This is a genomic window from Paracoccus sp. S-4012 (assembly GCF_009674885.1).
In the GTDB taxonomy this organism is placed as follows: Bacteria; Pseudomonadota; Alphaproteobacteria; order Rhodobacterales; family Rhodobacteraceae; genus Paracoccus.
Genome location: NZ_WKKA01000008.1, coordinates 63,526 through 89,633, shown reverse-complemented (window position 1 = coordinate 89,633; position 26,108 = coordinate 63,526). Strand labels below are relative to the sequence as shown.

At 72.3% G+C, this 26,108-nt stretch carries 21 protein-coding genes; 5 read left to right on the top strand and 16 right to left on the bottom strand.

Features of this window, described 5'->3' with window-relative positions; all coding sequences use genetic code 11:
• Positions 1-4: 4 nt before the first annotated feature.
• From GI374_RS12110 to GI374_RS12075, 8 genes are all read right to left on the bottom strand, one after another.
• Entirely contained in the window at positions 5-3,406 is a 3,402-nt protein-coding gene (locus tag GI374_RS12110; RefSeq protein ID WP_154337337.1) for a hypothetical protein, read from the bottom strand.
• Positions 3,407-4,003 carry a hypothetical protein gene (locus GI374_RS12105; protein ID WP_154337336.1) on the bottom strand — a complete coding sequence of 199 codons (597 nt, stop codon included), beginning with the start codon at positions 4,001-4,003 and terminating at the stop codon, positions 3,407-3,409.
• Positions 3,994-4,935: a hypothetical protein gene (locus GI374_RS12100; RefSeq protein ID WP_154337335.1), complete on the bottom strand. Its 942-nt coding sequence runs from the start codon at positions 4,933-4,935 to the stop codon at positions 3,994-3,996. Before GI374_RS12100 ends, GI374_RS12105 begins: the two co-directional genes overlap by 10 nt.
• Before the next feature lie 9 nt (positions 4,936-4,944).
• Positions 4,945-5,391, bottom strand: a complete 447-nt coding sequence (locus tag GI374_RS12095; protein WP_154337334.1) for a hypothetical protein — start codon at positions 5,389-5,391, stop codon at positions 4,945-4,947.
• Between the two features lies 1 nt (position 5,392).
• Positions 5,393-5,878 (bottom strand): hypothetical protein, encoded by a 486-nt coding sequence (locus GI374_RS12090; RefSeq protein WP_154337333.1) that lies wholly within the window; start codon positions 5,876-5,878, stop codon positions 5,393-5,395.
• A gap of 13 nt (positions 5,879-5,891) precedes the next feature.
• Complete coding sequence (locus tag GI374_RS12085; RefSeq protein WP_154337332.1) at positions 5,892-6,971, bottom strand: phage tail sheath C-terminal domain-containing protein; 1,080 nt, start codon at positions 6,969-6,971, stop codon at positions 5,892-5,894.
• Positions 6,972-6,989: 18 nt separating this feature from the next.
• Positions 6,990-8,072: a family 16 glycoside hydrolase gene (locus GI374_RS12080; RefSeq protein WP_154337331.1), complete on the bottom strand. Its 1,083-nt coding sequence runs from the start codon at positions 8,070-8,072 to the stop codon at positions 6,990-6,992.
• A 301-nt stretch (positions 8,073-8,373) separates the two neighbouring features.
• Complete coding sequence (locus tag GI374_RS12075; protein ID WP_154337330.1) at positions 8,374-11,091, bottom strand: ribonuclease E/G; 2,718 nt, start codon at positions 11,089-11,091, stop codon at positions 8,374-8,376.
• Positions 11,092-11,599: 508 nt separating this feature from the next.
• Between GI374_RS12075 and typA the strand changes: the two genes are divergently transcribed.
• Positions 11,600-13,417: a translational GTPase TypA gene (typA, locus tag GI374_RS12070; RefSeq protein ID WP_154337329.1), complete on the top strand. Its 1,818-nt coding sequence runs from the start codon at positions 11,600-11,602 to the stop codon at positions 13,415-13,417.
• 200 nt (positions 13,418-13,617) lie between these two features.
• Positions 13,618-14,247 carry a hypothetical protein gene (locus GI374_RS12065; RefSeq protein WP_154337328.1) on the top strand — a complete coding sequence of 210 codons (630 nt, stop codon included), beginning with the start codon at positions 13,618-13,620 and terminating at the stop codon, positions 14,245-14,247.
• Between the two features lie 6 nt (positions 14,248-14,253).
• Here the strand turns inward: GI374_RS12065 and purU are convergent, their stop codons facing one another.
• The 7 genes from purU to rpiA form a co-directional block, all read right to left on the bottom strand.
• Positions 14,254-15,138, bottom strand: coding sequence for a formyltetrahydrofolate deformylase (gene purU, locus GI374_RS12060; RefSeq protein WP_154337327.1), 885 nt, complete (start codon positions 15,136-15,138; stop codon positions 14,254-14,256).
• Between the two features lie 98 nt (positions 15,139-15,236).
• The gene (gene fdxE, locus GI374_RS12055) at positions 15,237-15,560 is read right to left on the bottom strand and encodes a ferredoxin FdxE (protein ID WP_154337326.1); all 324 of its coding nucleotides are present in this window, start codon (positions 15,558-15,560) and stop codon (positions 15,237-15,239) included.
• Positions 15,561-15,678: 118 nt separating this feature from the next.
• Positions 15,679-17,292 carry a Do family serine endopeptidase gene (locus GI374_RS12050; protein ID WP_154337325.1) on the bottom strand — a complete coding sequence of 538 codons (1,614 nt, stop codon included), beginning with the start codon at positions 17,290-17,292 and terminating at the stop codon, positions 15,679-15,681.
• 153 nt (positions 17,293-17,445) lie between these two features.
• Positions 17,446-18,672 carry a protease modulator HflC gene (locus GI374_RS12045; RefSeq protein ID WP_154337324.1) on the bottom strand — a complete coding sequence of 409 codons (1,227 nt, stop codon included), beginning with the start codon at positions 18,670-18,672 and terminating at the stop codon, positions 17,446-17,448.
• Positions 18,672-20,000 carry an FtsH protease activity modulator HflK gene (hflK, locus tag GI374_RS12040; RefSeq protein WP_154337323.1) on the bottom strand — a complete coding sequence of 443 codons (1,329 nt, stop codon included), beginning with the start codon at positions 19,998-20,000 and terminating at the stop codon, positions 18,672-18,674. Before hflK ends, GI374_RS12045 begins: the two co-directional genes overlap by 1 nt.
• Before the next feature lie 94 nt (positions 20,001-20,094).
• Positions 20,095-21,507, bottom strand: coding sequence for a glutathione-disulfide reductase (gorA, locus tag GI374_RS12035; RefSeq protein WP_154337322.1), 1,413 nt, complete (start codon positions 21,505-21,507; stop codon positions 20,095-20,097).
• Positions 21,504-22,247 (bottom strand): ribose-5-phosphate isomerase RpiA, encoded by a 744-nt coding sequence (gene rpiA / locus GI374_RS12030; RefSeq protein ID WP_154337321.1) that lies wholly within the window; start codon positions 22,245-22,247, stop codon positions 21,504-21,506. Before rpiA ends, gorA begins: the two co-directional genes overlap by 4 nt.
• A 103-nt stretch (positions 22,248-22,350) precedes the next feature.
• Here rpiA and GI374_RS12025 point away from each other — a divergent pair, with 103 nt between their 5' ends.
• Genes GI374_RS12025 through GI374_RS12015 form a run of 3 tightly spaced genes read left to right on the top strand, consistent with a single transcriptional unit; the run spans position 22,351 to position 24,482 of the window.
• Complete coding sequence (locus GI374_RS12025) at positions 22,351-23,496, top strand: bifunctional 2-C-methyl-D-erythritol 4-phosphate cytidylyltransferase/2-C-methyl-D-erythritol 2,4-cyclodiphosphate synthase (RefSeq protein ID WP_154337320.1); 1,146 nt, start codon at positions 22,351-22,353, stop codon at positions 23,494-23,496.
• A 3-nt stretch (positions 23,497-23,499) separates the two neighbouring features.
• Positions 23,500-23,991 (top strand): phosphatidylglycerophosphatase A, encoded by a 492-nt coding sequence (locus GI374_RS12020; RefSeq protein WP_154337319.1) that lies wholly within the window; start codon positions 23,500-23,502, stop codon positions 23,989-23,991.
• Positions 23,988-24,482, top strand: coding sequence for a CinA family protein (locus tag GI374_RS12015; protein ID WP_154337318.1), 495 nt, complete (start codon positions 23,988-23,990; stop codon positions 24,480-24,482). Before GI374_RS12020 ends, GI374_RS12015 begins: the two co-directional genes overlap by 4 nt.
• Positions 24,483-24,847: 365 nt before the next feature.
• On the opposite strand, the gene GI374_RS12010 is transcribed toward GI374_RS12015, so the two are convergent.
• Positions 24,848-26,047: a Hint domain-containing protein gene (locus GI374_RS12010; protein ID WP_154337317.1), complete on the bottom strand. Its 1,200-nt coding sequence runs from the start codon at positions 26,045-26,047 to the stop codon at positions 24,848-24,850.
• Positions 26,048-26,108: the final 61 nt, after the last annotated feature.

Below are 26,108 nucleotides of genomic sequence, written 5' to 3'. Positions count from 1 at the left end.
GACCTCACCCCACGCTCACGCCGACGCTGACGCTGATCCCCGGCGGGCGGGCGGCCAGAAGCTGCTGGTAGGCGGTGTTGATCCGGCCCATCTCGGCCTCGAGCTGCACCTCCAGCCCGCGCAGGGCCTCGATCAGCACGTCGAAGACCGGGGTGATGTCCAGCGTCTCGATCAGCGGCAGGATGCGGGCCTCGAAGGCCGGCCCGACCGTCGCGCCGATCAGCGCCGCCGGGTCGAACGCGCGCAGGCTGTCAGCCAGCGCGGCCGCATCGGCCTCGAGACCCGCAATCTGGTCCTGCGGCAGCAGCAGGTCGAGGTCGAGCGCGTCCAGCACCTCGCCGAACTCGCGGTCGAGCGCGGCGAGGAGCGGCGCCGGTTCGAGCGCGGCGATCTCGCCCCGGACCTCGGCGAAGACGGCGTCGAGCGACTCGCGCAGGAAGCCGAGGTCGATATGGCGCAGCGCGTCCACGACCGCCTGCACCGCTTCGGCGATGGATTGCAGCGAGGCCGGGCCGGTCAGGATGTTGCCGAGTGCGCCCGTCAAACGCGTGTGCAGGTCGGCGAAAGCGCCGGCGACGCCTGCGAGCGGCAGGGCGGCGCCGCCAAGCTGGGCGATGAGGAAGCGCACCGGGGCCAGCGCGCCTTCGATCTCGGCCGCCACCACGCCGCGCAGCGGGGCGTCGCTGCCGAGAATCGTCAGCGACCCCTCCGGCCCGTGCAGCGTGGCCTCGAAGCTCGCCCCCTGCGCGGCAAGATCGGCTCGCGCGTCCACGATCGCGCGGCGCAACAGCGAGGCCGCCCGCAAGCCCCCGGCCTGAGCCGGGTCGAGGGGGTCGAACCGCGCCAGCGACGCCTCGACCGCCACCCGCTCTGCACCCACCGGCAGGCTGCGCGCCAGCCCCTGCAAACGCTGCCAGGTCGCTGCCATGACGGCGAGCGCGCCTTCCGCGTCGAGCGTGTCGAGATCGCCGCGCGTGCCGCCGAGCCCGGCGTCAAACCGCGCCAGCAGCTCGGCCCCGCGCGCCGCCTCCGCCGCGACCCGGACCTCGGCCAGCCGCGCGTCGAGCGCCGCCCCGTTCGGCGCCGCCTCGAGCTTCGCCAGCGCCGCATCGCGCCAGGCGTCGATGGCCGCGTCGGGCTGGTCCAGCGCGGAAAGCATCGTCGCGGCCTTGTCCAGCGTCCCGCCGATACGCTGCACGGCACCGAGAACCCCTTCGACGGTGGCAAAGACCCGCTCGACCTCGGCCAGCACCTCGTCCACCGGGGAGGCTTCCACGACAGCCGCGACAGCCGCCTCGATCGCCGCCTCGATCGGGGCGAGAACACTGCCGGGCGACAGCGCCTCGAACTCCGTCATCAGCCCGGCAAAGGCCTCCGCCACCGGCGCGAGCACGCGCGAGGGCGCGGCCGTGGCGCGCAACCGGCCGCGCTCGCGCGCGAGTTCGGCCCCGAGCGGCGCCAGAAGCTGGCTCGGGCGCAGCGCCTCGACGGCGGCGACCGCGCCGGCGAAGGGCTGGCCCAGCGTCTCGCCCGCGAGCGCCGCGGGATCGAAGGCGCGGATGCGATCGAGCGCCTCCTGCGGCTTCGCCCGCACGGCCTCCAGCAGCACGACCGGCCCCTGGTCGATGCGGATGCCGAGATCGGCGATCAGCGGCGAGGTCACGGGCCGCAGGTCGGGCGGCAGCACCGACAGCGCCGTGGCGAGGACGCCCTGGATCGCGGCATTCAGCTCGGTATCGCCGAGCGCCCGCAGCCCCTCGGTCATTGCCTCGATCAGCGCGATCACCTCGTCGGTGAGCGGCGCGAAGCTGAGGCTGCCCGCGGCGTCCGCGGCCTGGTCGATGGCGCCCCGGATCTCGGCCAGCGCGCCCAGCACCTCCGGGTCCTCGAGGACGCCCGCGACCGCCGCGACGGCGTCCGCCAGTGCCGCGCCCACGGCCTCGGGGTCGAGCGCATCGACGGCCTGGGCAATCGCGCCGATGGCCGCCGCGAGCGCCTCGCGGGCCGGGGCGAAGGCGTCGCGGATCGCGCGTTCGAGCTGGTCGCCCGCCGCCCCGATCCCCTCCCGCACCTCCGCCGCCAGATCATCCAGCGGCACCGCCGCCACCGCCGCCCCGACCTCGGCAAAGGCCGCGCGCGTCTCCTGCGCGACCGAGGCGAGGGTGCCGGTGATCGTCTCGGCGATCTCCTGCGCCTCGGCGGCGATGGTGGCGACCTCGCCCTCGATGACCGAGAGGTCGAGGGTCTGGGCGAGGCTCTCGAAGAAGTCGGTGATCGGCGCCAGCGCCTCGCGCAGCGCCGCTTGGGCGGCGGCATCGGCGCGCTCCGGGCGCGGCAGGCCGGCCATCAGCGCGCCGAGATCGACCGGCTCGAGTTGGATGGCGAGGTGCAGCAGGTGCTCGTGAACCTCCAGGGGCACCGTCCGCAGGCGCATGGCCGCGACGGTCGCGGCGGGGGTGAAATCCGCAGCCTGCGCCAGCCTGAGCGCATCGAAGCCGTCGAGCGCGGTCTCGATCTCGGCCGCCCGCGCGGCGGCGGCGGCCGCGTCGCCCCCGTCCAGCGCCGCCGCCATCGCCTGCGCCGCGGTGATCCATGCCGTGGCAAACCCCTCCAGCTCGGCCCGGCGCAACGGCGCCTGCAGCGCCGCCGCCGCCGCCGTGGCCGCGTCGAGGCGCGCCGTCGACGCGGCGGCGAGGCGGTCGCGCAGCCGGGTGAGCGTCGCCTCGACCTCCGCGCCGACCTCGGCTGGGGTCGCGAGCGACCAGCCGGCAAGGGTCCCCAAGGGTTGCAGCACGTCGTCGATGACGGGCAGCGGCATCGGGAAGAACTCGGCCCGGCCGCCACCCGCCGCGAGGCCGGCGAGAAAGTCGATCAGCGCCGCCGGGGTGAGCGGATCGGGGAGCTGGTCGAGGCGGGTCGAGATCTCCGCCGCCCGTGCCTCGGCTTCGGCCGCGCGGCCGGCGCCGCTGGCCGGCGCGGGCGCGGGCGGCGGGGTCGGCAGGCCGGGCGGCGGTGGCTCGGGCGGGCAGCGGAAACTGGCGCGGCTCACGGCCTCGATCGCCCGCGCGGCCTCGACGGTGCGGCCGAGGATCGGCCCGAGGCGGTCGGCGACCAGCATGCCGAAGCGCGCAAGTTCCTCCAGCGCCGCGGGCGCCGCGCCGGCCGTGACCGCCGGAATCGCCGCCCGCGCCTGCCCCAGCGCTGCCGTGACCCCGGCCCCGTCGCCCAGCGCCGGGACCACCAGCCCCGCCAGGGCGGCGGCGAAATCGGCCACTCCGGCGGGGTTGTCGCGCAACTGGGCGGCCATTCGGGCGATGTCCGCCAGCCGCCCCACCTCACCCGAGAGCGCCGCGTCGAAGCTGGCGCCGTCGAGGCTCGCGTCGAGGCGCAGCAGCAGCGTCGCCATCTACGGTCCCCCGAACAGCGCATTGATGGCAGGCGCGACACCGCCGAGGCCGTCCAACAGTTCCACCACCTCGTCCGTGACCCCGCCCACCAGCGCCGAGGGGTCGGAGAAGTCTGGCACGTTCCCGAGCGCCGCCACGGCGTCGAGCGCCGCGGTCACGCCGTCCACGAAGCCGGCGGCATCCTCGAGCAACCCGGTGTCGATGCCGCCGAACGGGTCGGGCGGCGGTGGCGGAGGCGGGCTCTCGCGCAGGACCATGCGCCAGGCGATCTCGTCGGGGTGGGTGGCAGATTCCTCGACCACGAGGCTCTCGATCAGGACGTATTGCACGTCGGTGGCGCGGATGATGTCGGCCACGAAGCTCAGCGGCTCGGCCGCGGCGAGGCGGGCGCGGGCCTCGTCGAGGAAGCCGTGGCGCTCGGGTTCCGAGAAGACCGCGCCGGCGAGCTCGATCGTGACCGCCTCGGCGCCGAGGTCCATCCAGATGCTGCCGCTGCCGCCCGCGGTGCGATATTCGGCCAGCTTCCGCGCCTCCTCGGTCCGCAGCATCGCCACGCGCGGGATCTCCCAGTCGCCGAGCATGGGGATCACGGCCATGACAGGTCCACCCCGTTGCGCCAGGCGGCTTCGGTCAGGGGGTCGTCCGTGAGGGTGAGCGTGGCCGGGCGGGCGCGGGCGGGCGCGATGGGGGCCGCGGCGACCGGGGCGCTCGCGAGCGCGGTCACGGGGCGGGGCATCCCGGCGGGAGGCGTCAGGATCGGCGCGAGCGGCGAGGCCGCTGACGGGGAGGCAGGCAGCTGCGTCACCGGGCCGAGACTTCCTCCCCCAGTCAAGGCCGTCCCTTCCGCTCCGGCGCGCGCGAGGGGGCTCGACGCGTCTTGCGCGGTGGCTGCGGCGGCCTCCGCGGCCCGCGCGAGGGCTGCGGCGGCGGCGGTGGCGGCGCGCGCGGCGAGGGTCGCGAGGGCGTGGGGCGCTGCGGCCAGCGCCTCGGATGCCGCGGCGGTCCCGTGCCGCTGCGGCGGTGCCGCGCCGGTCGGCAGCGTCGGCGCCTGTTGCCGCGACGGCGGCGGTTCCGATGCGGCAGGGACCATGGGCGCCGTGACGGAGCGGCGAAGCTCGGCCCGGCGCTCGGCGATGGCGGGGCGCAGCAAGGGGTCGAGCGGACGTGTCCCGGCGAGCGAAGGGCTGCGCGGCTCCGCCCTTGCCTCCGGGGGCCGGGGGCTGGCCGCGGTCCCGTCGCCGCCGCCGACGCTGCGGAGGCGCGGGCGGCCCGGCGTCGTCGTCCCCGCTGGCGCGAGGGAACGGCCGGAGCGCCGCGCCCGCTCGCGGGCAGCGGCCTCGGCCGGAGCCTCCAGCAGCGCGTTGAGCAGGCTCAGCGGGTCAGGTCCGGCCAGCAACGCCGCCGTCGCGGGTTCCTCCGCGACGACCCGCGTCGCCGCGGCCAGCGCCGTCCGCAGCGGCCCCGCCGCGCGCCGCATCGCCCGCTCGACGGCGAGGGCCAGCTTCACCTCCGGGTTCGCCTGTTCCATCCGCCACCGTCAGCCCCGGCCCCTGAGGGCCGCCACATGCAGCATCGTCTCGCCGAGCGTCAGCCGCCCGACCTCCTCCGACGTCCAGCCGAACTCGCGCGAGAGCATCAGCGACGCGCGGACCAGCGGGTCCTCGAGCGCGGCCAGCACCTCGTCCTCGGTGGCGGTGATGCCGGAAATCCGGTTCACCTCGCGCAGCAGGAACTGCAGCAGGCCGGCAGGCAGCGCGCCGATCTGCTCGGCTGAAAGCGGCGGCTCGACCAGCGACTGGCGGACCATGAGCGCGCCGCTGAGGTCCTCGTTGTCGCGGGCGGCGCGGGCGATCAGGCGCAGGTCGCGCACCGTGAGGGGCCGCAGGCGCACCCGGCGGTCGTCCGCCTCGGGCAGGAGGCGTTCGGGGATCTCGACCAGATGCTCGGTCCCGGCGCCCGCCAGCAGGTCCTCGGCCGTCAGCATCTCATTCCTCCGCGACGGTCATGTAGAGGGCCTGAAAGCCCACCTGCTCCATCACGAACTCGTCCTCGGGCAGCGTGTAGACCCAGGAGTCGAGCTTCACGTCATGCAGCGTCATGGTGTTGGCCAGCCCGCTCGCGGGATTCGCCAGCCGCACCGTGATGTTGAAGGCCGGATGCACCCAGCTCTGCGCCGGGCGGCCGCCGCGCGCCTCGCCCAGCATCAGCCCGATCATCGCGCCGTTGACATAGGCGCGGCCGAGGGTGCCGCGGATCGTCACGTTGCCGGGGCGCAGCTGGGTCGCGTAACGCTGGCCGATCTCGTGATAGGCGCGCACGGCGGTTGTGACCTCGACCCGCACGTCCTGCACCCGGCCCACGGTCGCCAGCTCGTATTGCTCCAGCACGCCCTGCGCGGCCGTGCCCTCGGTGCTCTGCGGGGCCGAGAGGACGATGGCGCCGTCGGCACCGGTGTAGATGTCGGAACTCATGGCTCACCCCCTCTCACTGCAGGACGATGGTGACGGCGACGAAGTCGATGCTGAACGTCGGCTGCAGCAGCACGTTGACGATCGCCCGGCCCTCGATCTCGTCGCGGCGGGTGGCCGTGACCTCGAGGCGGTAGTCGGTCAGCTGCTCGTCCACCCGCATCGTGGTCAGGAAGCCGTCGATGGCGCTTTGCAGCGCGGCGCGGACGCGCTCGTTGTTCAGCCGGCCGATGAAGGCGTTCGAGACCTGGCGGATGCCCGCCTTGGCGAAGTCCACGATCCGCCGGGTGGTCACTTGCGTGAAGCCGCCGTCGTCGGTCGTCAGCCCGCGCACCACGCGGATGCCGTTCCGCGCCTCGAGCGCGAGGATGCGGTTCTGCACCAGCCCGATCCGCTCGGCATAGCTGAAGCGCTGCGTCAGCGCGCCGACGCCCAGCAGCACCTTGTTCGTCGGGCTGGTCTGCGGCGCGAGCGACGAGACCAGCGCCGCCACCGGCCCGGCGATGTAGCTGCCAGGCAGCGCCAGCGGCGTGTCCGGCGCGGCGGGGTTGAAGGTGAAATAGCCAGGTGCTGCGAGGATCAGGCGGTCGTTCGTCTGCGCCTGCGCCTCGATTGCGTCGGGGTCGGCACCGTCCGCGCCGATGACGGCGATCACGTCCTTCTGGCTGTTCTCGGCCGTCTCGACCACCGGCGGCAGCACGGCGAGGGCCGCCGCGGTCGTCAGCTCGGGCGCGACGAGGATCTGCACGTCCTCCTTGATGAGTTCGTTGAAGGCGGCGGTGTAGAGGGTCTGGTCGGCCGCGTCCGACACCCCGCGGGCGAAGACCGTGCGGGCGCCGTTGAGATAGAGCTCGCCGATCTGTGCCGTGAGGTTCAGCTGCCCGTCTGCGGCATCCACGACCGGCGGGCCGAAGAAAGCCTGCGCCTCGGCCGCCGTGGACAGTGTGCGGGTGACGCCCGCATTGGCGGCGTCGGTGGCGCCGACGATGCCGATGTTGCCGGCCGAGATGCCGCGCACGCCGATCAGCCCCTCGGCGCTGACGCGGATATAGGTGCCCGGAAGGATCAGCTCGCCGGTGACGAAGCTCTCTGCCATCGCAGCCTTCTCCTCAGTTCATAGGCCCGTAAGCCTGAAATGCCGGAACCGCGCCTGACCGGCCCCCCGGCAGAAGAGGCCGACCGCGCCGGGAGGGGCATCGGCATCGTCCCGCCCGGTCAGGACGACGCGCTCGTTCAGGGTGAGCTCACAGGTGCCGCCCGTCGCCAGCAGCCGCAGCCGCAGCCATTCGCCGGTGGGGAAGCCCGCCGCGGTGTCGGCGGCGAGAAGGCTACCGGCGCCGCCCTCGCGGCGGCCGAGGAGGCGGTGGCCATCGGGCTCCTCCAGCAGCGCGAAGCCGAAGTTCTGCGGGTCGCGGAAGCCGTGGACGAAGCCGATGCCGCCGGGCCCATCCGAGCGCATCTCGGCCCGGAGGACGAAGTCGGTGAGCGGCCCGCCGGCGACGGACGGCCGCAGGACGAGCCAGGTGCCGGTCTTGTCGCCACCGGGGCCGTCCGCGCCGCCGCGCCGGGTGCCGGTCTGGACCAGCTCCCGCGCCGCCGCGTCCCAGGCCCAGGCGCCTTCGGTGCCGGTGCCGGGACCGGAAACAGCGTCGAAATCCGCGAGCGGGTCGGTCAGGAACTCGGTCGCGTAGAGGAGCCGCGTGTCCTCGCCGATCCCGGCCAGCGCCACGTCCTGCGGCACCGCCGCGATGACGCCCTCGCCGGTGACGGGCTGCGGCCGGTGCTCGTAGCGGACCGCGAAGCGCAGGTCGCGGCCGAATGGGGCGGCGATGCCGTCTCCGGCCTCCAGCACCGGCGCGTCGGGGTCGCTGATGCGGGCGATCCTGAGGACGCCGCGGCGGCGCATAAGGACCGGATCGGCGGCGATGATGTCGCGCGCCGCCCGCGCCTCGGCCGCCAGCAGCCCGGCGCGCGAAGCGGCCATGACGCGGATCGTCACCTCGGCGTCGAGGACGCGGGCATGGATCTCGGCCTGCGGTTCGGCGCTCAGGCCGACGAAGCCGCCGACGCCCGGCAGACCGGCGCGGACGGCATGGACCACGACCTCGGGCGCGGGCAGCGGCGGGACGGGGGCCGAGAGAACGCCGGCAATCTCGCTGTTCAGGGCATCGATCGCGTCACCGAGCGGGGGAAGCATGTCATGCCCCCTCGGCAACCTGATAATGCGTCAGAAGCAAAGGCACGGCACAGGTTCCCCCAACAGGTCGCGGGAAGCCGGAAAGCGCGCAGATCAGTCGTCACGACGGTAGCAAATGAGAGGCGATTCGCCTATCAGATTGATCGCCGCGGTTGTGCGGGGCGGCCTGGCGGCTGCTTAGCCCGTGGTTCCCGGATCGGCTCGGGTCGTTCTAGGTAAATCTCGTCGGGCGCCGGACCCCTGAACGACAAAGGCCGCCGGGTGACCGGCGGCCTTTTTCATGCGCGAGTGACGGCCCGCGTCAGCCGAACGACCACCAGCCGCGGCGCTTGGGCGGCGGGGCCGCCGCGGGCCCCTCGGAGGCGTTGGCTTGATCGCTGACCAGTTCCGGCACGCGCGCGGGCTCGGGCGTCTCCTCCGCCGGAGGCTCGGCCGCGGGTACCGGGGCGAGTTCCGGCGAAGGCTCCTCAGCCGGTTCTTCGGCCGCGGCTTCCGCTTCCTGCGGCGGTTCCGGCGCGGCCTCGGCCTCCTGTGCGGCCTCAGGCGCGGTTTCGACCGGCGCCGGCTCCGCCGCGGCTTCGTCGCGCGCTTCCTGCTCCGGTGCGGGGCTTTCGGCCTCGGGCGCAATCTCGGCTTCGGTCTCGCTCACCGGCTCCGCCGCGACCTCTGACGTTTCCGCCTCGGCGGCCTCGGCCGCACCACGGCGGCTGCGGCTGCGGCTGCGCGAGCGGCTGCGGGAAGACGGGCGCTCGGCACGGGTTCCGGTTGCCGCCTCGCCCTCGGCCGGCGGGGCGGCGGCCTCGTCCGACGCCGCGCCATCGGCGACCTCAGCCGTTTCGGCCTCATCGCCCTCGCCGTGTTCCCCGTTCTCGGACCCGCGGCCACCGCGACGGCGGCGGCGCCGACGGCGGCGGCCGTTGCGGCCATCGCCGTCCTCGTGCTTCTCGCCCTCGGCCCGATCCTCCGGCGCCTCGGCCTCGGCCTCGTCGTCGCGGTCGTCCTCGTCCTCGTCCTCCTCCTCGACCAGGTCGCCCGTCTCGTCGTCGATCGCGGCCATCAGGCTCGCGTCCACCGACAGCGCCTGCTTCTCGGGCTCTGCAAGGGTGCGGGTCGCGGTCTTGAACTTCTCCATGCTCCAGTCAGGCGAGATCAGGTCCGGATCGGCCTCGATCATCACCGACATGCCGGCGCGGGCCTCGATGGCGGCGATATGCTCGCGCTTCTGGTTGATGAGGAAGTTCGCCACCTTCACCGGTGCCTTGACCAGCACCTCGCGCGAGCGTTTGCGGGTGCCCTCCTCCTCGATGGCGCGCAGGATCGTCAGCGCCATGCTGTCGTCGCTGCGGATCAGGCCAGTGCCGTGGCAATGCGCGCAGGGCTGGGTCGTGCTTTCCAGCATCCCCGGACGCAGCCGCTGGCGGCTCATCTCCATCAGGCCGAAGCCCGAGATGCGGCCCACCTGGATGCGGGCGCGGTCGTCCTTCAGCCGATCTTTGAAGCGCTTCTCGACGGCGGCGTTGTGCTTGCGCTCGTCCATGTCGATGAAGTCGATGACGATCAGCCCGGCCAGGTCGCGCAGGCGCAGCTGCCGCGCGATCTCGTCCGCGGCCTCGCAGTTGGTCTTGTAGGCGGTCTCCTCGATCGAGCCTTCCTTGGTCGCACGGCCCGAGTTCACGTCGATCGCGACGAGCGCCTCGGTCTGGCCGATGACGATGTAGCCGCCCGATTTTAGCTGCACGACCGGGTTGAACATGCCGGCGAGGTAGGTCTCGACCTGGTAGCGCGAGAACAGCGGCACCGGGTCGGTGTAGTGCTTCACGTTGCGGGCATGGGACGGCATGATCATCGCCATGAAGTCCCGCGCGGCGCGGTAGCCGCGCTCGCCCTCGACCAGAACCTCGTCGATCTCCTTGGAGTAGAGGTCGCGGATCTGGCGCTTGATGAGGTCGCCTTCCTCGTAGATCGGCGCGGGAGCCGTGGAGCGGAAGGTCAGTTCCCTGATCTGCTCCCACAGGCGCATCAGGTATTCGTAATCGCGCCGGATCTCGGTCCGGGTCCGCTGGCTGCCGGCGGTGCGGATGATGAGGCCGGCGCCCTGCGGCACCTCCAGCTCGGAGGCGATCTCCTTCAGCTTCTTGCGGTCGGCGGCGACGGTGATCTTGCGGCTGATGCCGCCGCCGCGGGCGGTGTTGGGCATCAGGACGCAGTAGCGGCCGGCCAGCGACAGATACGTGGTCAGCGCCGCGCCCTTGTTGCCGCGCTCCTCCTTGACGACCTGGACCAGCATGATCTGCCGGACCTTGATGACCTCCTGGATCTTGTAGCGGCGCGCGCGGGGGCGGCGGGGCTTGGCGGGGATTTCCTCGGCCACGTCCTCGTCGGCCACGGACTCGATGGTCTCGTCGCGCTCGTTGGCGGTCGCGGCCCGCGGCTCGAGGTCGCCCTGCGCGGGGGCCTCGTGGTCGTGATCGTGATGATCGTGGTCGTCGTGGCTGTCTTCGGCCGGGGCCTCCGCCTCGGCGTCGTCGCCCTGATCCTCGTCGGCGATGCCGTCGGTCAGCTCCATGCCGGGGATCGCCTCGGAGGCAAGGGCCGCGTCCATCGCCTCGGCCTCGGCCTCTGCGGGCGCGGCGGCGGTGCGGTCGCCCGTCCCGGCGCGCTCGGCCCGCGAGCCGCCGCGGCGAGAGCGGCGGTTCTCGCGCGCCTCTTCCTCCGCCTCCTCGTCGGCGGCGGCCGCGCGCTCTTCCTCGATGAGCGCCCGGCGGTCCTCGGCGGGGATCTGGTAGTAGTCCGGGTGGATCTCGGCGAAGGCGAGGAAGCCGTGGCGGTTGCCGCCATAGTCCACGAAGGCGGCCTGGAGCGAGGGCTCCACGCGCGTCACCTTGGCGAGATAGATGTTCCCGGCGAGTTGCCGCTTGTTGACGGTCTCGAAGTCGAACTCGTCAACCTGGGTTCCGTCCACCACGACCACCCGAGTCTCCTCGGGATGCGTGGCGTCGATCAGCATTTTCTTGGCCATTTAGCTCTTTTCCGACGCCGCCCGGCCCCGGCGCACGCGGCGCGAGGGGCTGGGATCGGCGTTCTGTGCGGGAGGGCGCGACTGCTGCGAGGCGATGCGTCGGCGGCCGGGCGCGGTTGCCCGCCCCTTGCGCTGCCGATGCTGTTCCTGCGCGATCCATCGCGTCCGTTGTCCTGTCTGCCCCCGCTCGCCGCGAGGGCGGGCCTGGGGCGCGAATGGCGGCCGGGCCGGCAATCGGCCACGGGCGCGCCTGTTTTTCCGTGCGGTCCCGACCTGCCGCCATGCGGAGGCAGCGCCAGGGGCCGAACTGCGAAATCATTGGCGCGACACAACCTGCGATTGCAGGATAGGGGCCGCGCGCGACGCCGACATTAACGCCGTTCATGCGCCGGGCACAATGCTCAATCGTCCCTGACCCCTGCCCGGCGGCCATGGCCCGCTGCAATCGCGGCTTTTCCTCGGGGGGCCTTCGCGCTACATGCCCGCAACCCCGGCACCCGGAGACCCCATGGACATCCGCAACATCGCGATCATCGCGCATGTCGATCACGGCAAGACCACCCTCGTCGACCAGCTGCTCAAGCAGTCCGGCAGCTTCCGCGACAACCAGGCCGTGGCCGAGCGCGTCATGGACTCGGGCGACATCGAGCGCGAGCGCGGCATCACCATCCTCGCCAAGGCAACCTCGGTCGAGTGGCATGGCACGCGCGTCAACATCGTCGACACCCCCGGCCACGCTGATTTCGGCGGCGAGGTCGAGCGCATCCTCAGCATGGTGGACGGGGTCTGCTTGCTCGTCGATGCAGCCGAGGGGCCGATGCCGCAGACGAAGTTCGTGACCTCGAAGGCGCTTGCCCTCGGTCTCAGGCCGATCGTGGTGCTGAACAAGGTCGACAAGCCGGCGGCCGAGCCCGACCGGGCGCTGAACGAGGTTTTCGACCTCTTCGCCAATCTGGGCGCCACGGACGAGCAACTCGACTTCCCGCATGTCTATGCCTCGGGCATCAACGGCTGGGCGGACCTGGAACTCGACGGGCCGCGCAAGGACATGTCAGCCCTGTTCGAGTTGATCCTGCGCCACGTCCCCGCGCCCGCGCAGATGGCCCGGCGCGACGAGCCGTTCCGCATGCTGGCAACGACCCTCGGCGCCGACCCCTTCATCGGCCGCATCCTCACCGGCCGCGTCGAGAGCGGGCGGGCGCGGGCGGGCGACACCGTCAAGGCGCTGAACCGCGATGGCGAGCGGATCGAGCAGTTCCGCATCTCGAAGGTCCTCGCCTTCCGCGGGCTGACGCAGACCGGCATCGACGAGGCCGTGGCGGGTGACATCGTCACCCTCGCCGGCATGTCGAAGGCGACCGTCGCCGACACCATCTGCGCGCCCGAGGTGGAGGGCGCGCTCCCCTCCCAACCCATCGACCCGCCGACCATCTCCGTGACCTTCGGCATCAACGACTCGCCCTTGGCCGGGCGCGACGGCAGCAAGGTCCAGTCCCGCGTGATCCGCGAGCGGCTGATGCGCGAGGCGGAGGTGAACGTCGCCATCAAGGTCGACGACACGCCCGGCGGCGACGCCTTCGTCGTCTCGGGGCGTGGCGAATTGCAGATGGGCGTCCTGATCGAGAACATGCGCCGCGAGGGATTCGAGCTGTCCGTCAGCCGCCCGCGGGTGATCTTCCGCGAGGAAGGCGGCGACAGGCTCGAGCCGGTCGAGGAAGTCATCGTCGACGTGGATGACGACTATACCGGCGTCGTGATCGAGAAGCTGACCGGCGACCGCAAGGGCGAACTGGTCGAGATGAAGCCCGCCGGCACCGGCAAGACCCGGATCGTGGCCCATGTCCCCTCGCGCGGGCTGATCGGCTACCAGGGCGAGTTCATGACCGACACGCGCGGCAACGGCGTGCTGAACCGCATCTTCCATGGCTGGACCCCGCACAAGGGCCCGATCCAAGGCCGCCGACAGGGGGTGCTGATCTCGATGGAGAACGGCGTTTCGGTCGCCTACGCGCTCTGGAACCTGGAGGAGCGCGGACGGCTGTTCATCGGCGCCCAGGAGCAGGTCTACGAGGGCATGATCATCGGCGAGCACAGCCGCGACAACGACCTTGAGGTGAACCCGCTCAAGGGCAAGAAGCTGACCAACGTGCGCGCCTCCGGCACCGACGAGGCGGTGCGCCTGACGCCGCCGGTGCGGATGAGCCTCGAGGAGGCGATAGCCTATGTCGAGGACGACGAACTGGTCGAGGTGACGCCGAAGATCATCCGGCTGCGCAAGCGGCATCTCGACCCGCACGAGCGCAAGCGGCAGTCGCGGGCGGAGTGAAGCGCACCGCCCGCGGGTGATCGCGACGGACGTGGCGCCTCGGCCTGTGACCCGCAGGGTGCGTGCTCTGCACGCACCGGCCGCGTTCCGGTGCGTGCGGAGCACGCACCCTGCGCGTCGGGGGGTTTAATCTGCCACGTTTCGCGCACAGGTTGCGATAAGGCTTGCGCCCCCTGCCTCCGTTCGGCACCTTGCGCCGCATGGCACGCGCCCCCCGGCCCCCGTCGAGCACCCAATACGAGGCCATCGTCGTCGCGGCGGCGGCGCAGATGGCCGGCAAGGCGCCGCTGCCCGATGTCGAGGCCGCCGCCGCTGCGGCCGGCGTGCCCGGCCACGTCGCGAAGGCGCTGTTCCCCTCGGCCGAGCACCTCACCATCGCGGTGATGGAGCACGCCCTCGTGCTGCTGGTCGATGCGGTGACGGTCGCCACCGCGCGGGCCGCCGCGGGCGATCCGGTGGCCCAGATCCGCGCCATGATGCATGCGGTGCTGGACTGGGCCTTCGACAATGTCGACGCCTCGCGGCTGCTTCTGAGCCTGCCCGCGCTGCGCTTCGCCGAGAGCGCGATGGTCGAGCGCTACAACACCGCCGTCTACGAGCTCGCCCGGCAGTTCGCGCTGAAGGCCCAGGATGAGGGCCGCCTCGACGCCGGGACCGATATCGAGGAACTGCTGCTGACGCTGCGTGCCCTCGTCCTCGGCCTCACGACGCTCGAGGCGATCGAGCAGACGAGCGTCTGGGCCGGGGGCGACGATCCCCGCAAGGCGCTCTCCGCCGCGGTGGACGGTTATGTCGACCTGCGCTTCCGCCCCGCAGCCGCGCGCGGTTGAGGCGGCTCAGCCCATCCGCTCGGAGGCGTGATCGCCGGGGCTGGCCGGGAACACCACCGTGCTGGCCCCGTTCATGAACACCCGGTGATGGATATGCGCGTGGATCGCGCGCGCCAGAACCTGCGCCTCGACATCGCGGCCGAGGCTGACGTAGTCGGCGGGGGACTGGGCGTGCGTGACGCGCACCGTGTCCTGCTCGATGATCGGCCCCTCGTCGAGGTCGGCGGTGACGTAATGCGCGGTCGCGCCGATCAGCTTCACGCCGCGCTCATGCGCCTGGCGGTAGGGGTTGGCGCCCTTGAAGCTCGGCAGGAAGCTGTGGTGGATGTTGATGATCCGCCCCGCCATCTCGCGGCAGAGGCGGTCCGACAGCACCTGCATGTAGCGCGCCAGCACCACCAGTTCCGCCCCGCTCTCCTCCACCACCGCCATCAGCTGCGCCTCGGCCTCGGGCTTGTTCGCGGCGGTGACGCGGATGTGGTGGAAGGGGATGTCGTGGTTCACCACGACCTTCTGATAGGTCATGTGATTGCTGACCACGCCCACGATATCGACTGGCAACGCCCCGATCCGCCAGCGGTAGAGCAGGTCGTTCAGGCAATGGCCGAAATTCGACACCATCAGCAGCACCCGCATGCGGTGGCCGGGGTCGTGGATCGCCCAATCCATGCCGAACTCATCCGCGATCGCGCCGAAGTCCTCGCGCAGCGTCGCCGCATCGACCCCGCCCTCGGAGCGGAAGCGCACCCGCATGAAGAAGCGCCCGCCCTCCATATCGTCGAACTGGTTGGAATCGGTGATGTTGCACTCGTGCCTGGCGAGGAAGGTCGCGACGGCGGCGACGATGCCGCGGCGCGAGGGACAGGCTACGGTGAGGACGTGGTTGGTCATCGGGTGCTCGGCGTTCGGGGTTCAGGCGGCACGCTGGCCGGGACGGGCCGCGGCGGCCCGCCCGGATGCGACCGGGATGGGGCAAAAACCGCCGCGGCTCAGATCTGCTTTTCGGGCAGCTGCACCACCAGGCCGTCGAGCGCGGGCGTCACCTTGATCTGGCAGGTCAGGCGCGAGCGCACCGGATCGGGTTCATAGGCGAAGTCGAGCATGTCTTCCTCCATCGGGTCGCGTGGCGGCAACGCGTCCACCCAGGCGGGATCGACATAGACATGGCAGGTCGAGCAGGCGCAGGCGCCGCCGCAGTCGGCCTCGATTCCGGGCACGCCGTTGTCGCGCGCGCCTTCCATGACGGTCATGCCGGGCTTGACCTCGACCTCATGCACGGTGCCGTTGTGTTCGATGTAGGTGATCTTCGCCATGTCGGGGCCCTCCGTCGCTCGGCCGCGAGGGATAGGCGAGCGGCCGGGGGATGAAAAGGGGCGCGGCTCGACGCCGCGCCCCGTCAGTCGTGATGGGTGGGGCAGGCCCGGCCCCCTCTCAGCTCTCGGCGATCGACAGCGCTACGAAGCGCGGCTCACCGGCACGGCTGATCCAGAGCGCGATCGACGTGCGGCCGGCGTCGCGGGCCTCCTTGATCTTCGCATCGAGGTCGTCGAGGCTCCGCACCGGCTCCTGCACCTGGCCGGCGCCGGTGATGATGTCGCCCGAGGCGATGCCCTTCGAGGCGGCGTCGCTGTCAGGCTCGACCGACTGCACGACGAGGCCCTCCATGCCGCGCGAGACGCCAAGCTCGGCCGCGGTCTCGGCCGTGAGCGGCGCGAGGCTCATGCCGAGCGCTTCGCTGGCATCGCCCGAAGGGCTGACCGTGGCGCTGCTGGACCCGTCGGCCTCGGCCAGCTCGCGCCTGCCGAGTGTCACGTCCAGGGCGACCGTCTCGCCCTGGCGCAGCACCTCGACCGGCACGGCGTCGCCGATCGGCGCGTCGGCCACGGCGCGCACCAGCTCGCGGCTGTCGGCCACCGGCTTGCCCGCGAAGGTCACGATCACGTCGCCCGCCTGCATGCCGGCATCCGCCGCCGGACCGTCCGGCACATCCGCGACGAGCGCGCCCTTGGCGGCGTCCATGCCGAGCGCGTCGGCCATGTCGGGGGTCACGTCCTGGATCTGCACGCCGAGCCAGCCGCGGCGGGTCTCGCCGAACTCCTCGAGCTGCTGGACCACCTGCGCCACCACGTTGGAGGCCATCGAGAAGCCGATGCCGATGCTGCCTCCGTTCGGCGACAGGATCGCGGTGTTCACGCCCACGACCTCGCCGTCCATGTTGAAGAGCGGCCCGCCCGAGTTGCCGCGGTTGATCGCGGCGTCGGTCTGGATGAAGTCGTCATAGGTGCCGGTCAGCTCGCGCCCGCGGGCCGAGACGATCCCGGTCGAGGCCGAGAGCCCCTGCCCCAGCGGGTTGCCGAGCGCCAGCACCCAGTCGCCCACGCGGGCGGCGTCGCTGTCGCCGAAGGTCACGAAGGGCAGATCGGTCGCGTCCACCTTCAGCAGCGCGATGTCGGTCTGCGGGTCGCTGCCCACCACCTCGGCCGCGCGCTTCGTGCCGTCGGTGAACTCGATCTCGATCGAGTCGGCCCCCTCGATGACGTGGTTGTTCGTCACGACATAACCGTCGGCCGAGATCACGAAGCCTGAACCGAGCGCCTGGCTGCGGCGCGGGGTGCCGCGATTGCCGAAGGGCGAGTCGCCCTGTGGTCCCTGCGGACCCATGCCCGGGGGCATGCCGAAGCCGAAGTCGCGGAACAGGTCGCTGAAGGGCGAGCCGGGCGGCAGTTCGGGGCCGCCGCGCATCGCCGGCTGCGAGACGACCGCGGTGGTGGTGATGTTGACGACCGCGGGGCTGACCTCCTGCACGAGGTCGGCGAAGCTCTCGGGCATCACCTGCGCCGCGGCCGCGGCGGTCTCGGGCGCCGCCAGCGGTGCATTGTCATTGGCGGATCCGACGACCGGCTGGTCGGACGGCGCGGCCTGGGCCGGGGTAGCTGCCGCGGGCGGGGCGGCTTCGGGCGCCGCCTGCTGCGCGATGGCCGGGGCAAGGGCGAGCGCGAGCGCGAGGCCCGACACGCTCAGCAGCGTCTTGGGGGACTTGGGCATGACTTCACTACTCCATGGGAGACGTGGCGGCCTGAAAGCGAAAAGCCCGGCCCCACCACGTCGGACCGGGCCAGAATCTAGGAAGCTGCGGCAAAAAAGTCACGCCCGCCGCGACTGAACAGATCGTGACGGGGGCGTGAAAGGCGAGTGACATCAGTCGGCTGCTGCCGCCGGCGGGTTGACCGGCACGGCGGTCGTGACGGTCTCCGTCGCCACCGGCTCGGCCACGGCCGGCGCCGTTTCCTCGGGGATGAGCGACTGTTCGGACGGCAGCGGCACCGTCGTGCCCTCGCCGCCCAGCGCCGGGGCGACGGGGTCGGTCGCGGCGCCGGTCGGCGCGGGCGGCGGTTGCGAGGCGGCGTCCGAGCCCGCCGTTTCCTCGACCGGCTTCGCCGTCACCTCCGCCGCGACTGGCGGGGCCGCGGCCTCGGCCGTCGCCTCGGCCTCGGCGCTGGCCTCCTCGACGAGCGGCATCGGGCGCGGCCCGGTGCCGGCCGGCATCGTGCTGGCCGGGCTGTCGTCACGCAGATAGCTGAAGAACTCGCCGTCGGGCTGCATCACCAGCGAGCTGGTCCCGCCCTGCAGTGCCCGCTCATAGGCGGTCATCGAGCGCGTGAAGTTGAAGAACTCCGGGTCCTGGCCAAAGGCCTCGGCATAGATGGCGTTGCGCTGCGCGTCGGCCTCGCCGCGGACCACCTCGGCCCGGCGGCGGGCGTCGGAGGTGACCTCGACCACCGTCCGGTCGGCCGTCGCGCGCACCCGCTGCGCCGCCTCGCCGCCGCGCGCCCGCTCGTCGGCGGCCTCGCGCTCGCGCTCGGCCCGCATCCGGGCATAGGTCGCCTCGAGGTTCTGCTGCGGCAGGTCGGTGCGCGTCAGCCGCACGTCGATCACGGTGACGCCAAGCGCCTCCGCCTCGTCGCGGGCCGCGTCGCGGATCTGGTTCATCAGCGCCGTGCGGTCCTGGCTCAGCACCGCGGTCGAGGGCACCGAGCCCAGCACGCCGCGGATGGCGTTGGTCATGATGCCCGAGAGCCGCTGCTCGGCGAAAGTGATGCCGCCATTGCCGACCGCGCGGCGGAAGCGCACCGCATCGGTGATCCGCCAGCGGGCGAAGGCATCGACCACCAGGCGGCGGTCGTCGGCGGGCGTGACCTCCATCGGCTCGGTCGGCAGGCCGAGGATGCGGGCGTCGTATTTCACCACGCGGTCGATCAGCGGCAGCTTGAAGCCGAGGCCCGGCTCGTTGCGGACCGCGACCACCTCGCCGAAGCGCAGCACGATCGCGGTCTGGCGGATGTCGACGATGTAGATCGCGGCGAGCACGAGGCCCGCGACCACGATCACCAGGGGCAGCGCGAGGGCGGAAAGCGTGCGGCGCATCAGTTGCTCCCCCCGCCGAGACCGGGCGTCAGCGCGGCGGCCGCGGCGGGCGCCGTGATCCCCGGCGAGACCCCGCCGGGCAGCGGCGCCGCCGTGGTGCCGGTCGAACCGGCAGAGGTCCCCGCCGGACGCCCGGTCTGACCGCGCTGCAGCTGGTCGAGCGGCAGGTATGGCACCACGCCGGACCCGTTACCGCCGTCGTCGATCAGCACCTTGTTCACGTCCCCAAGAACCTTTTCCATCGTCTCCAGATACATCCTGCGCCGCGTCACTTCGGGCGCCTTTGCGTATTCCTCGTAGACCGCGCTGAAGCGCGACGCCTCACCGGAGGCCGCGTTGACGGCCTGGGCGCGGTAGGCCTCGGCCTGCTCGACCAGCTGCGCGGCCTCGCCTCGGGCCTGGGCCAGCACGCGGTTGGCATAGGCGTCGGCCTCCATCTCCAGCCGGTCACGCTCCTGCTGGGCGGCCTGGACGTCGCGGAAGGCATCCACGACCTCGTCCGGCGGATCGGCGCGGCCGAGGTTCACCCGCGCCACGTTGATCCCCGCCTCGTAGCTGTCGAGCGTCTGCTGGACCGCCACCTCGAGGTCGCGGGCGATCACGCCGCGGTCGCGGTTGAGGATCGGCGCGAGCTGCGTCCGGGCCACGATGTCGCGCATGGCGCTTTCCGACACGGCGCGGATCGTTCCCTCGGGGTCGGCGAGGTTGAAGAGGTAGCGTTCCGGGTCGGAGATGTTCCAGACCACCTGGTAGGTCATGTCGACGATGTTCTGGTCGCGGGTCAGCATCAGCCCGCTGTCCATGTCGCCCGCCCGACCGGCCCCGATCTCGACCGAGCGTTCGCCGGTGACGTTCACGACTTCGCGGGTCACGAAGGGGAAGGGCGCGAAGTTCAGGCCCTCGTCCCCGACGGCGATCGGGCGGCCGAAGAGCAGCTCGACCGATTTCTCGCCAGTGGTGACGGTGTAGAAGGATGCGAAGGCCCAGAGGGCCACCGCGGCAAGCGCGACGATGCCTACCGTGTTGCGGTTGAGCGGCATGCGCGGCATGCCGCCGCCACCGGGACCGCGCCCGCCCCCGCCGCCGCCGGTGCGTCCGCCCATCAGGACGCGCAGCCGGTCCTGGCCCTTGCGCATCAGGTCATCGAGATCACCGGGCTGGCCGGGCCGCCGGGGGCCGCCCGGACGCTCGGGCGGCGGCTCCGGCCGCTGGCCGCCATTCGGCGGCGGCGCGCCCCAGGGCCGCTCCGGTCTCTGCGGCCCGCGTGGTGGTTCGCCTCCACCCTCATTGCCGCCGCCGCTGCCGCCCCCCCAGGGTCCTTGTGCCATCCGCATCGTTCCTCTTCGTCTGTCTCGTGTCGGGCGCTGAAACCGGACCGGCTTCCGCGCGTTTACGCTGAAAGTGGGGCCGCAGGCTTTAGAATCAAGCCTGCGCCGCCTGGGCCACCGTGTCTGCCTGCGGCCCCGCGTGGCGCCGCTCCGGATGGCGCAGGGTGACGATTTCCTCGGCCAGCGTCGGGTGGACGGCCACCGTCCGGTCGAAATCGGCCTTGGTCGCCCCCATTCCGATGGCAATCGCCGCCAACTGGATCATCTCTCCCGCCTCCGGCGCGAAGATGTGGACGCCCAGAACGCGCAGCGTCGTCTGGCAGACAATCAGCTTCATGGCGACGCGGGAGGTGCTGCCCGCGAACTTGTCGCGCATGCCGCTGAAATGCGCCGCATAGACCTCGACCGGCCCGCGCTCCGCCGCCTGTTCCTCGGTCAGCCCCACGGTGCCAAGCTCGTTGGGCCGGGTATAGACCGCCGAGGCCACGACGGCGTGGTCGAGGAATCGCGGCTGCGCGCCGAAGACCGTGTCGGCGAAGGCGTGCCCCTCGCGGATCGCGACCGGCGTCAGGTTCACGCGATCGGTGACATCGCCCACGGCGTAGATCGAGGGGATCTGCGTCTGCGACCAGCGGTCCACGATCACCTCGCCCCGGCGACCGAGCTTGACCCCGGCCTCCTCGAGGCCGAGGCCCTCCGTGTTCGGGTTCCGTCCGGTCGCGAACATCACCGCATCGAAATCCTCGGTCCGGCCGTCGTCGAACCGGACCCGCACGCCCTCGCCCCTGCGTTCCAGCCGCGTGGCGTTCACGCCCAGGCGCAGGTCGATGCCGATCCCCTCGAGCTGGTAGCCGACCCGGACCCGCATCTCGTCGTCGAAGCCGCGCAGCACCTTGTCGCCGCGGTGGATCATCACCGTCTCGCAACCGAGGCCGTGGAAGATCGTGGCGAATTCGCAGGCGATGAAGCCGCCGCCGACGACCAGCACGCGCCGGGGCAGCGTCTCGAGATCGAAGAGATCATCCGAGATCAGCCCGAACTCGGCCCCCGGAATGTCGGGCAGCGCCGGGCGGCCGCCGGTGGCCACGAGGATCTGGCGCGCGCTCACGCGGCGGCCGTCGGCCAGCTCGACCATGTGCGGATCGACGATGCGGGCGCGCTGCTTGAAGAGCGTGCCGCCCGCGACGAGGAAGCCGCGCTCGTAGATTTCCTCGAGGCGGTCGAGTTCGGCATGGAGCTTGCCGCGGAACGCCGGCCAGTCGAAGCGGCCGACCTGGGCCTCCGGCCAGCCATAGCCGCGTGCCTCGGCGGCGGCAGCCGGGTGGGAGGCGGCGTAGATCATCAGCTTCTTCGGCACGCAGCCGCGGATGACGCAGGTGCCACCCATGCGCGATTCCTCGGCCAGCGCCACCTTCGCGCCATGCTCGGACACTGCGATCCGGCCCGCGCGCACCCCGCCCGAGCCGCCGCCGATCACGAAGAGGTCAAAGTCGAAGGGATCGCTCATGCCCGGTCCTCCTCGGGCGTCTGGTCCGCGATCAGTTCGATCGCAGTGCCGTCCGGCTGCCCGATCAGCGCAAGGTCGGCCATGTCCACGAAGAGGCCCGACTCGACCACGCCGGGGATCATGTTCAGCCCGCGCGACAGCTCGCAGGCATCGGGGATCGCCTCGAGGGCCAGATCGAGGATCAGGTTGCCCTCGTCGGTGCGGAACGGTCCAGCCTCGCGTTGGCGCAGGAGGACAGGCCGGTGCGTGAGGCCGTGCTTCTCCAGCAGGCGGGTGATGTGGGCACGCGTCGTCTCCCAGCCGAAGGGGACGACCTCGACCGGCAGATGGAACGCGCCGAGACGCTCGACCACCTTGGCAGGGTCGGCGATCACCACCATCCGGTCCGAGGCGGCAGCGACGATCTTCTCGCGCAGCAGCGCCCCGCCCCCGCCCTTGATGAGCGCGAGGTCTGGGTCGATCTCGTCGGCGCCGTCGATCGTCAGATCGAGCCAGCCGATCGCGTCGAGCGGCTCGACGGTGAGGCCGAGCGAGGCCGCGAGCGTCGCCGTCGCCTCGGAGGTCGCGGCGCAGCGCAGCGTCAGACCCTCCGCCTTCACCCGGTGCGCGAGGTGGCGGACCATGACCGCGGCGGTCGAGCCGGTGCCGAGGCCGAGGCGCATGCCGTCCTCCACCATGGCCACGGCGGCGCGGGCAGCGGCGTCCTTGGCGGCGTCGCTGGCGGCGGCGGGGTCAAGCATCGGCGGCACTCCTCTCGCGGGGATCGCCGGCGGTATAGGCGACATCGCGGCCGGGTGCGAGGGGCGGATGGACGCGGCGCGGGCGGTATCCTATCCGGGACGCATGACCGCCGCGCCCGTTCTCGCCTGCATCGTGACTGCCGCCGGCCGCGGCCTGCGCGCGGGCGGCGGCGAGCCGAAGCAATGGCGTGACCTCGCCGGCCGCAGCGTGCTGGCGCGGGCGGTGGACGCGATGCGGCCGTTCGGCCGGGTGATCGTGGCGGTGCATCCCGACGACATGGCGCGCGCGGTGGTCGAGTTCGGCGGCACCGTCACGCTGGTCGCGGGCGGAGAGACCCGCTCGGCGAGCGTGCGGGCGGCGCTCGAGACGCTGGACGGCGGCGGGGTCACTCACGTCCTGATCCATGACGGCGCCCGCCCCCTGGTTCCCCGCCCTGTGATCGAGGCCGTCGTCGCCGCGCTTGCTTCCGGCGCCGAGGCGGCCGCGCCGGGGCTGCCGGTCAGCGATGCCCTCTGGCGCGTGGCGGACGGGACCGTGGAGGGCGCCGCCGACCGCGACGGTCTGGCTCGCGCGCAGACCCCGCAGGGCTTCCGCATCGCCACCATCCTCGCCGCGCACCGCGCCCATCCCGAGGGGGCGGCCGACGACGTGGAACTGGTGCGCCGCGAGGGGGTGGCGGTCGCCGTCACGCCGGGGCATGAGGAAAATCTGAAGATCACCTGGCCGGGCGACCTCGACCGCGCCGCGGCGATCCTGCGGAGGGCTGCTGTGGAAGTGCGGATGGGCCAGGGCTTCGATGTCCACGCCTTCGGGCCGGGGGATCAGCTGGTTCTCTGCGGCGTCACCCTGCCCCATGACCGCGGCCTTTCAGGCCATTCCGACGCCGATGTGGGCATGCACGCGCTGACCGATGCGATCCTCGGGGCGCTGGCCGAGGGCGATATCGGCCGCCATTTCCCACCCTCGGACCCGCAATGGAAAGGCGCCGACAGCGCCATCTTCCTCGCCCGCGCGGCGGAGATTGCGGCGGCGCGGGGCTACCGGCTCGGCAACGCCGATGTGACGCTGATCTGCGAGCGGCCAAAGATCGGGCCGCACGCGGCGGCGATGCAGGCACGGCTGGCGGAAATCCTCGGCTGCGAGCCGGGGCGCATCAGCGTCAAGGCCACCACCTCCGAGCGGCTGGGCTTCACCGGCCGCGAAGAGGGGATCGCGGCCATGGCCTCGGCGGTGCTGGTCGGGGGTTGAGGGATGCGCTGGATCGTCACCTTGGGCGGGATCGGCTCCCTGCGCCCCGCGCCCGGCACCTGGGCCTCGATCGCGGCGCTGCTGCTGGGCCTGCTGCTCCACCGCATCGGGCATTTCCCGCTGCTCGCGGTGGCGACGCTCGCGGCGATCCCGCTCTGCCTCTGGTCCGTCGGCCGCTTCACCGCGGGCATGGCCGACCCCGACCGGCCCGAGATCGTGATCGACGAGCTGGTCGGCCAGTGGATCGCGCTCTGCGCCCCCTCCGCCGGTTTCTGGCTCATGGGCCTCGCATCCGACCGCTTCCCCTGGCCCGGCTGGGTCGCGGCGTTTCTGTTCTTCCGCCTCTTCGACATCTGGAAACCCTGGCTCGTCGGCCGCGCCGACCGTCGCCGGGATACTGCGGGGGTGCTGCTCGACGACGTCTGGGCGGGGGTTTTCGCGGCGGTGGCGACGATCCTGGCCGCGGGCCTCTCACACGGGATCATGGGACGATGAAATCGGTCGAGGACATCCTCAGCGCCGCGCGCGAGCGGAAGGTGAAGATCGCCCTCGCGGAGAGTTGCACCGGCGGGCTGCTGGCGGCGGCGCTGACCGGAGTGCCCGGCTCCTCCGCGGTGCTGGAACGGGGCTGGGTCACCTATTCCAACAGCGCCAAGGAGGAGATGCTGGGCGTCCGCCCGGCCTCCATCGCCGCCCATGGCGCGGTCAGCGAGGAGGTCGCGGCCGAGATGGCGCAGGGCGCGCTGAGCCGCAGCCCGGCGGGCCTCGCCCTCTCGATCACCGGCATCGCCGGGCCGGGCGGGTCCGAGCACAAGCCCGAAGGCCGCGTGTGCTTCGCCCTCGCCACCCCGGCCGGGGTCTCGACCGAGACGGTCGAGTTCGGCGCCATCGGCCGCGACGCGGTGCGCGCGTCGAGCGTGGTCCACGCGCTCGGCCTCATCACGGCGGAGCTGGCCCGCATGGCGGTCCCGCCCACGGCGGAGTGACGTGGCGGACCGTCGGGGTCCCCGCTTGTGCGTCGCCCGCCGCGAGTGGAAGGGGGCGCGAGCCGCATGGAGGAAGGGTCGATCCGGTCACAGGTAGCGACCGCGGTTTTCACCGGCGGCTGGGGATAGCCGCGTCGGGTCACGTCGCTCAGGGCGGCCGTGACCTTGCCGCCGCCGCGATCCGGCCCGCGGAGGGTGGCCAGCAGCCGCTTCGCCATGCCGCCAGCCGCGCCGGCGATCACGATCACCCTGCCTGCGATGCTGTCGGTCAGACCGGGCTGTCACCGATTGCCGGGCATCCTGCCGCCCCCGGAAAACGACGCCGCGGCGGCAGGGCTCCGCCGCGGCGCTTCGTCATGCATGCGTCAGGCCACCTTGGCGGGAACCGCACCGGTGCCGACGAGCTTCGTCTTCCCCGACCGGCGCAGCACCGCGCGGTCGTTGATGCGGCGCAGCTGGATCGTGTCCATCTCGGCCGGCGTGAGCGTCCGGTTCGCCTCGAAGGTGAAGGCCACGTCTCCGAAGCCCGCCTTCGTCAGGTCGTGCCGGGAACGGCAGGCGAGGACCGTGCCGAGCACCTCATCGCCCAGAACCGCCTCCAGCATCACCGGCTGGTCCGAAAAGGCCTTGTCCCTCGCCCAGCCCTCGATGCGGCAGCCTGCGGTGACGAGGTCGAGATGCCCCTGCAGCGGGCCGACAGCCGCGCTCGGCAGCGCGGCAAGGGGCTGGCCGTCCTGCACCCGCCGCACGGTGATCCGCAGCAACTCGTGCGTCGAGAGGGGCCGGGCACCGTCGAAGACGAAGTCCATGCGTCCCCGGCCGCCGTCCCGGCGCGGTGCGCAGGCGAGCGTGGTGCCGATAACCTCGCCGTCGAGGACCATCTCGAGCATCACCGGGCGGCCGGGATGGCCGGCGTCCGTGGCCCAGCCGCTGACATGGCACGGCGCGGCCACGCCTTCGATGCGGCCTTCCAGCCGGCCGCGGGCGACCGGCGCGCTGCCGCTCAGCGCGAGGCTGGCGGTGTGGCGAAGCGCGGCATGCAGCGCCTCGCCGCCCTGCGGACGCTCGGCGCAGAGGATCGGGGCCTCGGGGGCGACATGATCGGGGAACCGCAGGCGGAAGTCGGCGGCGTTGTCGAACCGGCCGCGGATATCGCCGGCGTCGGCGAAGCTCTCGGACCAGGCGCCGTTGGCGAGGACGAGGTCATGCACGCCGAAGTCGATCTGGAAGTAGGACCAGACCTCGCGCGGCTCCTCGAGCGTGATCGTGATGCCGTTCACGAGGTCGTCGGCGAGGACCAGCCGGCCCTCGACCAGCATCGAGTGGCCGGGCGAGACGAACAGCGCCTCGCGCGGCATGTTTTCGCCCAGCGAGCCCTCGGCGAAGCGGATCGCCTCCTTCCCGGCCGCGCGCGCCCCGGCGAAGCGCTGCCGGCCGATCCAGCGGATCGGGCGGATGCCGCCGAAGCGGCAGACGACCAGGTCGCCCTCGCGCAGGTCCTCGACCGCGACCTCGCCCGAGGCCGTCTGGATCTTCGTGCCCTGCAGGTAGCAGACGGGGAGCATGTTGGACTCGTGAAGGCTCGGCTTATCGACGTTGCTGTTGGGCACGTAGTCCAGCGTCACC

Excerpts from the sequence above, each read along its gene's own strand:
- GI374_RS12110 (WP_154337337.1), bottom strand. The coding sequence starts at position 3,406 with ATGGCGACGCTGCTGCTGCGCCTCGACGCGAGCCTCGACGGCGCCAGC.
- GI374_RS12105 (WP_154337336.1), bottom strand. The coding sequence starts at position 4,003 with ATGGCCGTGATCCCCATGCTCGGCGACTGGGAGATCCCGCGCGTGGCG.
- GI374_RS12100 (WP_154337335.1), bottom strand. The coding sequence starts at position 4,935 with ATGGAACAGGCGAACCCGGAGGTGAAGCTGGCCCTCGCCGTCGAGCGG.
- GI374_RS12095 (WP_154337334.1), bottom strand. The coding sequence starts at position 5,391 with ATGCTGACGGCCGAGGACCTGCTGGCGGGCGCCGGGACCGAGCATCTG.
- GI374_RS12090 (WP_154337333.1), bottom strand. The coding sequence starts at position 5,878 with ATGAGTTCCGACATCTACACCGGTGCCGACGGCGCCATCGTCCTCTCG.
- GI374_RS12085 (WP_154337332.1), bottom strand. The coding sequence starts at position 6,971 with ATGGCAGAGAGCTTCGTCACCGGCGAGCTGATCCTTCCGGGCACCTAT.
- GI374_RS12080 (WP_154337331.1), bottom strand. The coding sequence starts at position 8,072 with ATGCTTCCCCCGCTCGGTGACGCGATCGATGCCCTGAACAGCGAGATT.
- GI374_RS12075 (WP_154337330.1), bottom strand. The coding sequence starts at position 11,091 with ATGGCCAAGAAAATGCTGATCGACGCCACGCATCCCGAGGAGACTCGG.
- typA (WP_154337329.1), top strand. The coding sequence starts at position 11,600 with ATGGACATCCGCAACATCGCGATCATCGCGCATGTCGATCACGGCAAG.
- GI374_RS12065 (WP_154337328.1), top strand. The coding sequence starts at position 13,618 with ATGGCACGCGCCCCCCGGCCCCCGTCGAGCACCCAATACGAGGCCATC.
- purU (WP_154337327.1), bottom strand. The coding sequence starts at position 15,138 with ATGACCAACCACGTCCTCACCGTAGCCTGTCCCTCGCGCCGCGGCATC.
- fdxE (WP_154337326.1), bottom strand. The coding sequence starts at position 15,560 with ATGGCGAAGATCACCTACATCGAACACAACGGCACCGTGCATGAGGTC.
- GI374_RS12050 (WP_154337325.1), bottom strand. The coding sequence starts at position 17,292 with ATGCCCAAGTCCCCCAAGACGCTGCTGAGCGTGTCGGGCCTCGCGCTC.
- GI374_RS12045 (WP_154337324.1), bottom strand. The coding sequence starts at position 18,672 with ATGCGCCGCACGCTTTCCGCCCTCGCGCTGCCCCTGGTGATCGTGGTC.
- hflK (WP_154337323.1), bottom strand. The coding sequence starts at position 20,000 with ATGGCACAAGGACCCTGGGGGGGCGGCAGCGGCGGCGGCAATGAGGGT.
- gorA (WP_154337322.1), bottom strand. The coding sequence starts at position 21,507 with ATGAGCGATCCCTTCGACTTTGACCTCTTCGTGATCGGCGGCGGCTCG.
- rpiA (WP_154337321.1), bottom strand. The coding sequence starts at position 22,247 with ATGCTTGACCCCGCCGCCGCCAGCGACGCCGCCAAGGACGCCGCTGCC.
- GI374_RS12025 (WP_154337320.1), top strand. The coding sequence starts at position 22,351 with ATGACCGCCGCGCCCGTTCTCGCCTGCATCGTGACTGCCGCCGGCCGC.
- GI374_RS12020 (WP_154337319.1), top strand. The coding sequence starts at position 23,500 with ATGCGCTGGATCGTCACCTTGGGCGGGATCGGCTCCCTGCGCCCCGCG.
- GI374_RS12015 (WP_154337318.1), top strand. The coding sequence starts at position 23,988 with ATGAAATCGGTCGAGGACATCCTCAGCGCCGCGCGCGAGCGGAAGGTG.
- GI374_RS12010 (WP_154337317.1), bottom strand. The coding sequence starts at position 26,047 with ATGCTCCCCGTCTGCTACCTGCAGGGCACGAAGATCCAGACGGCCTCG.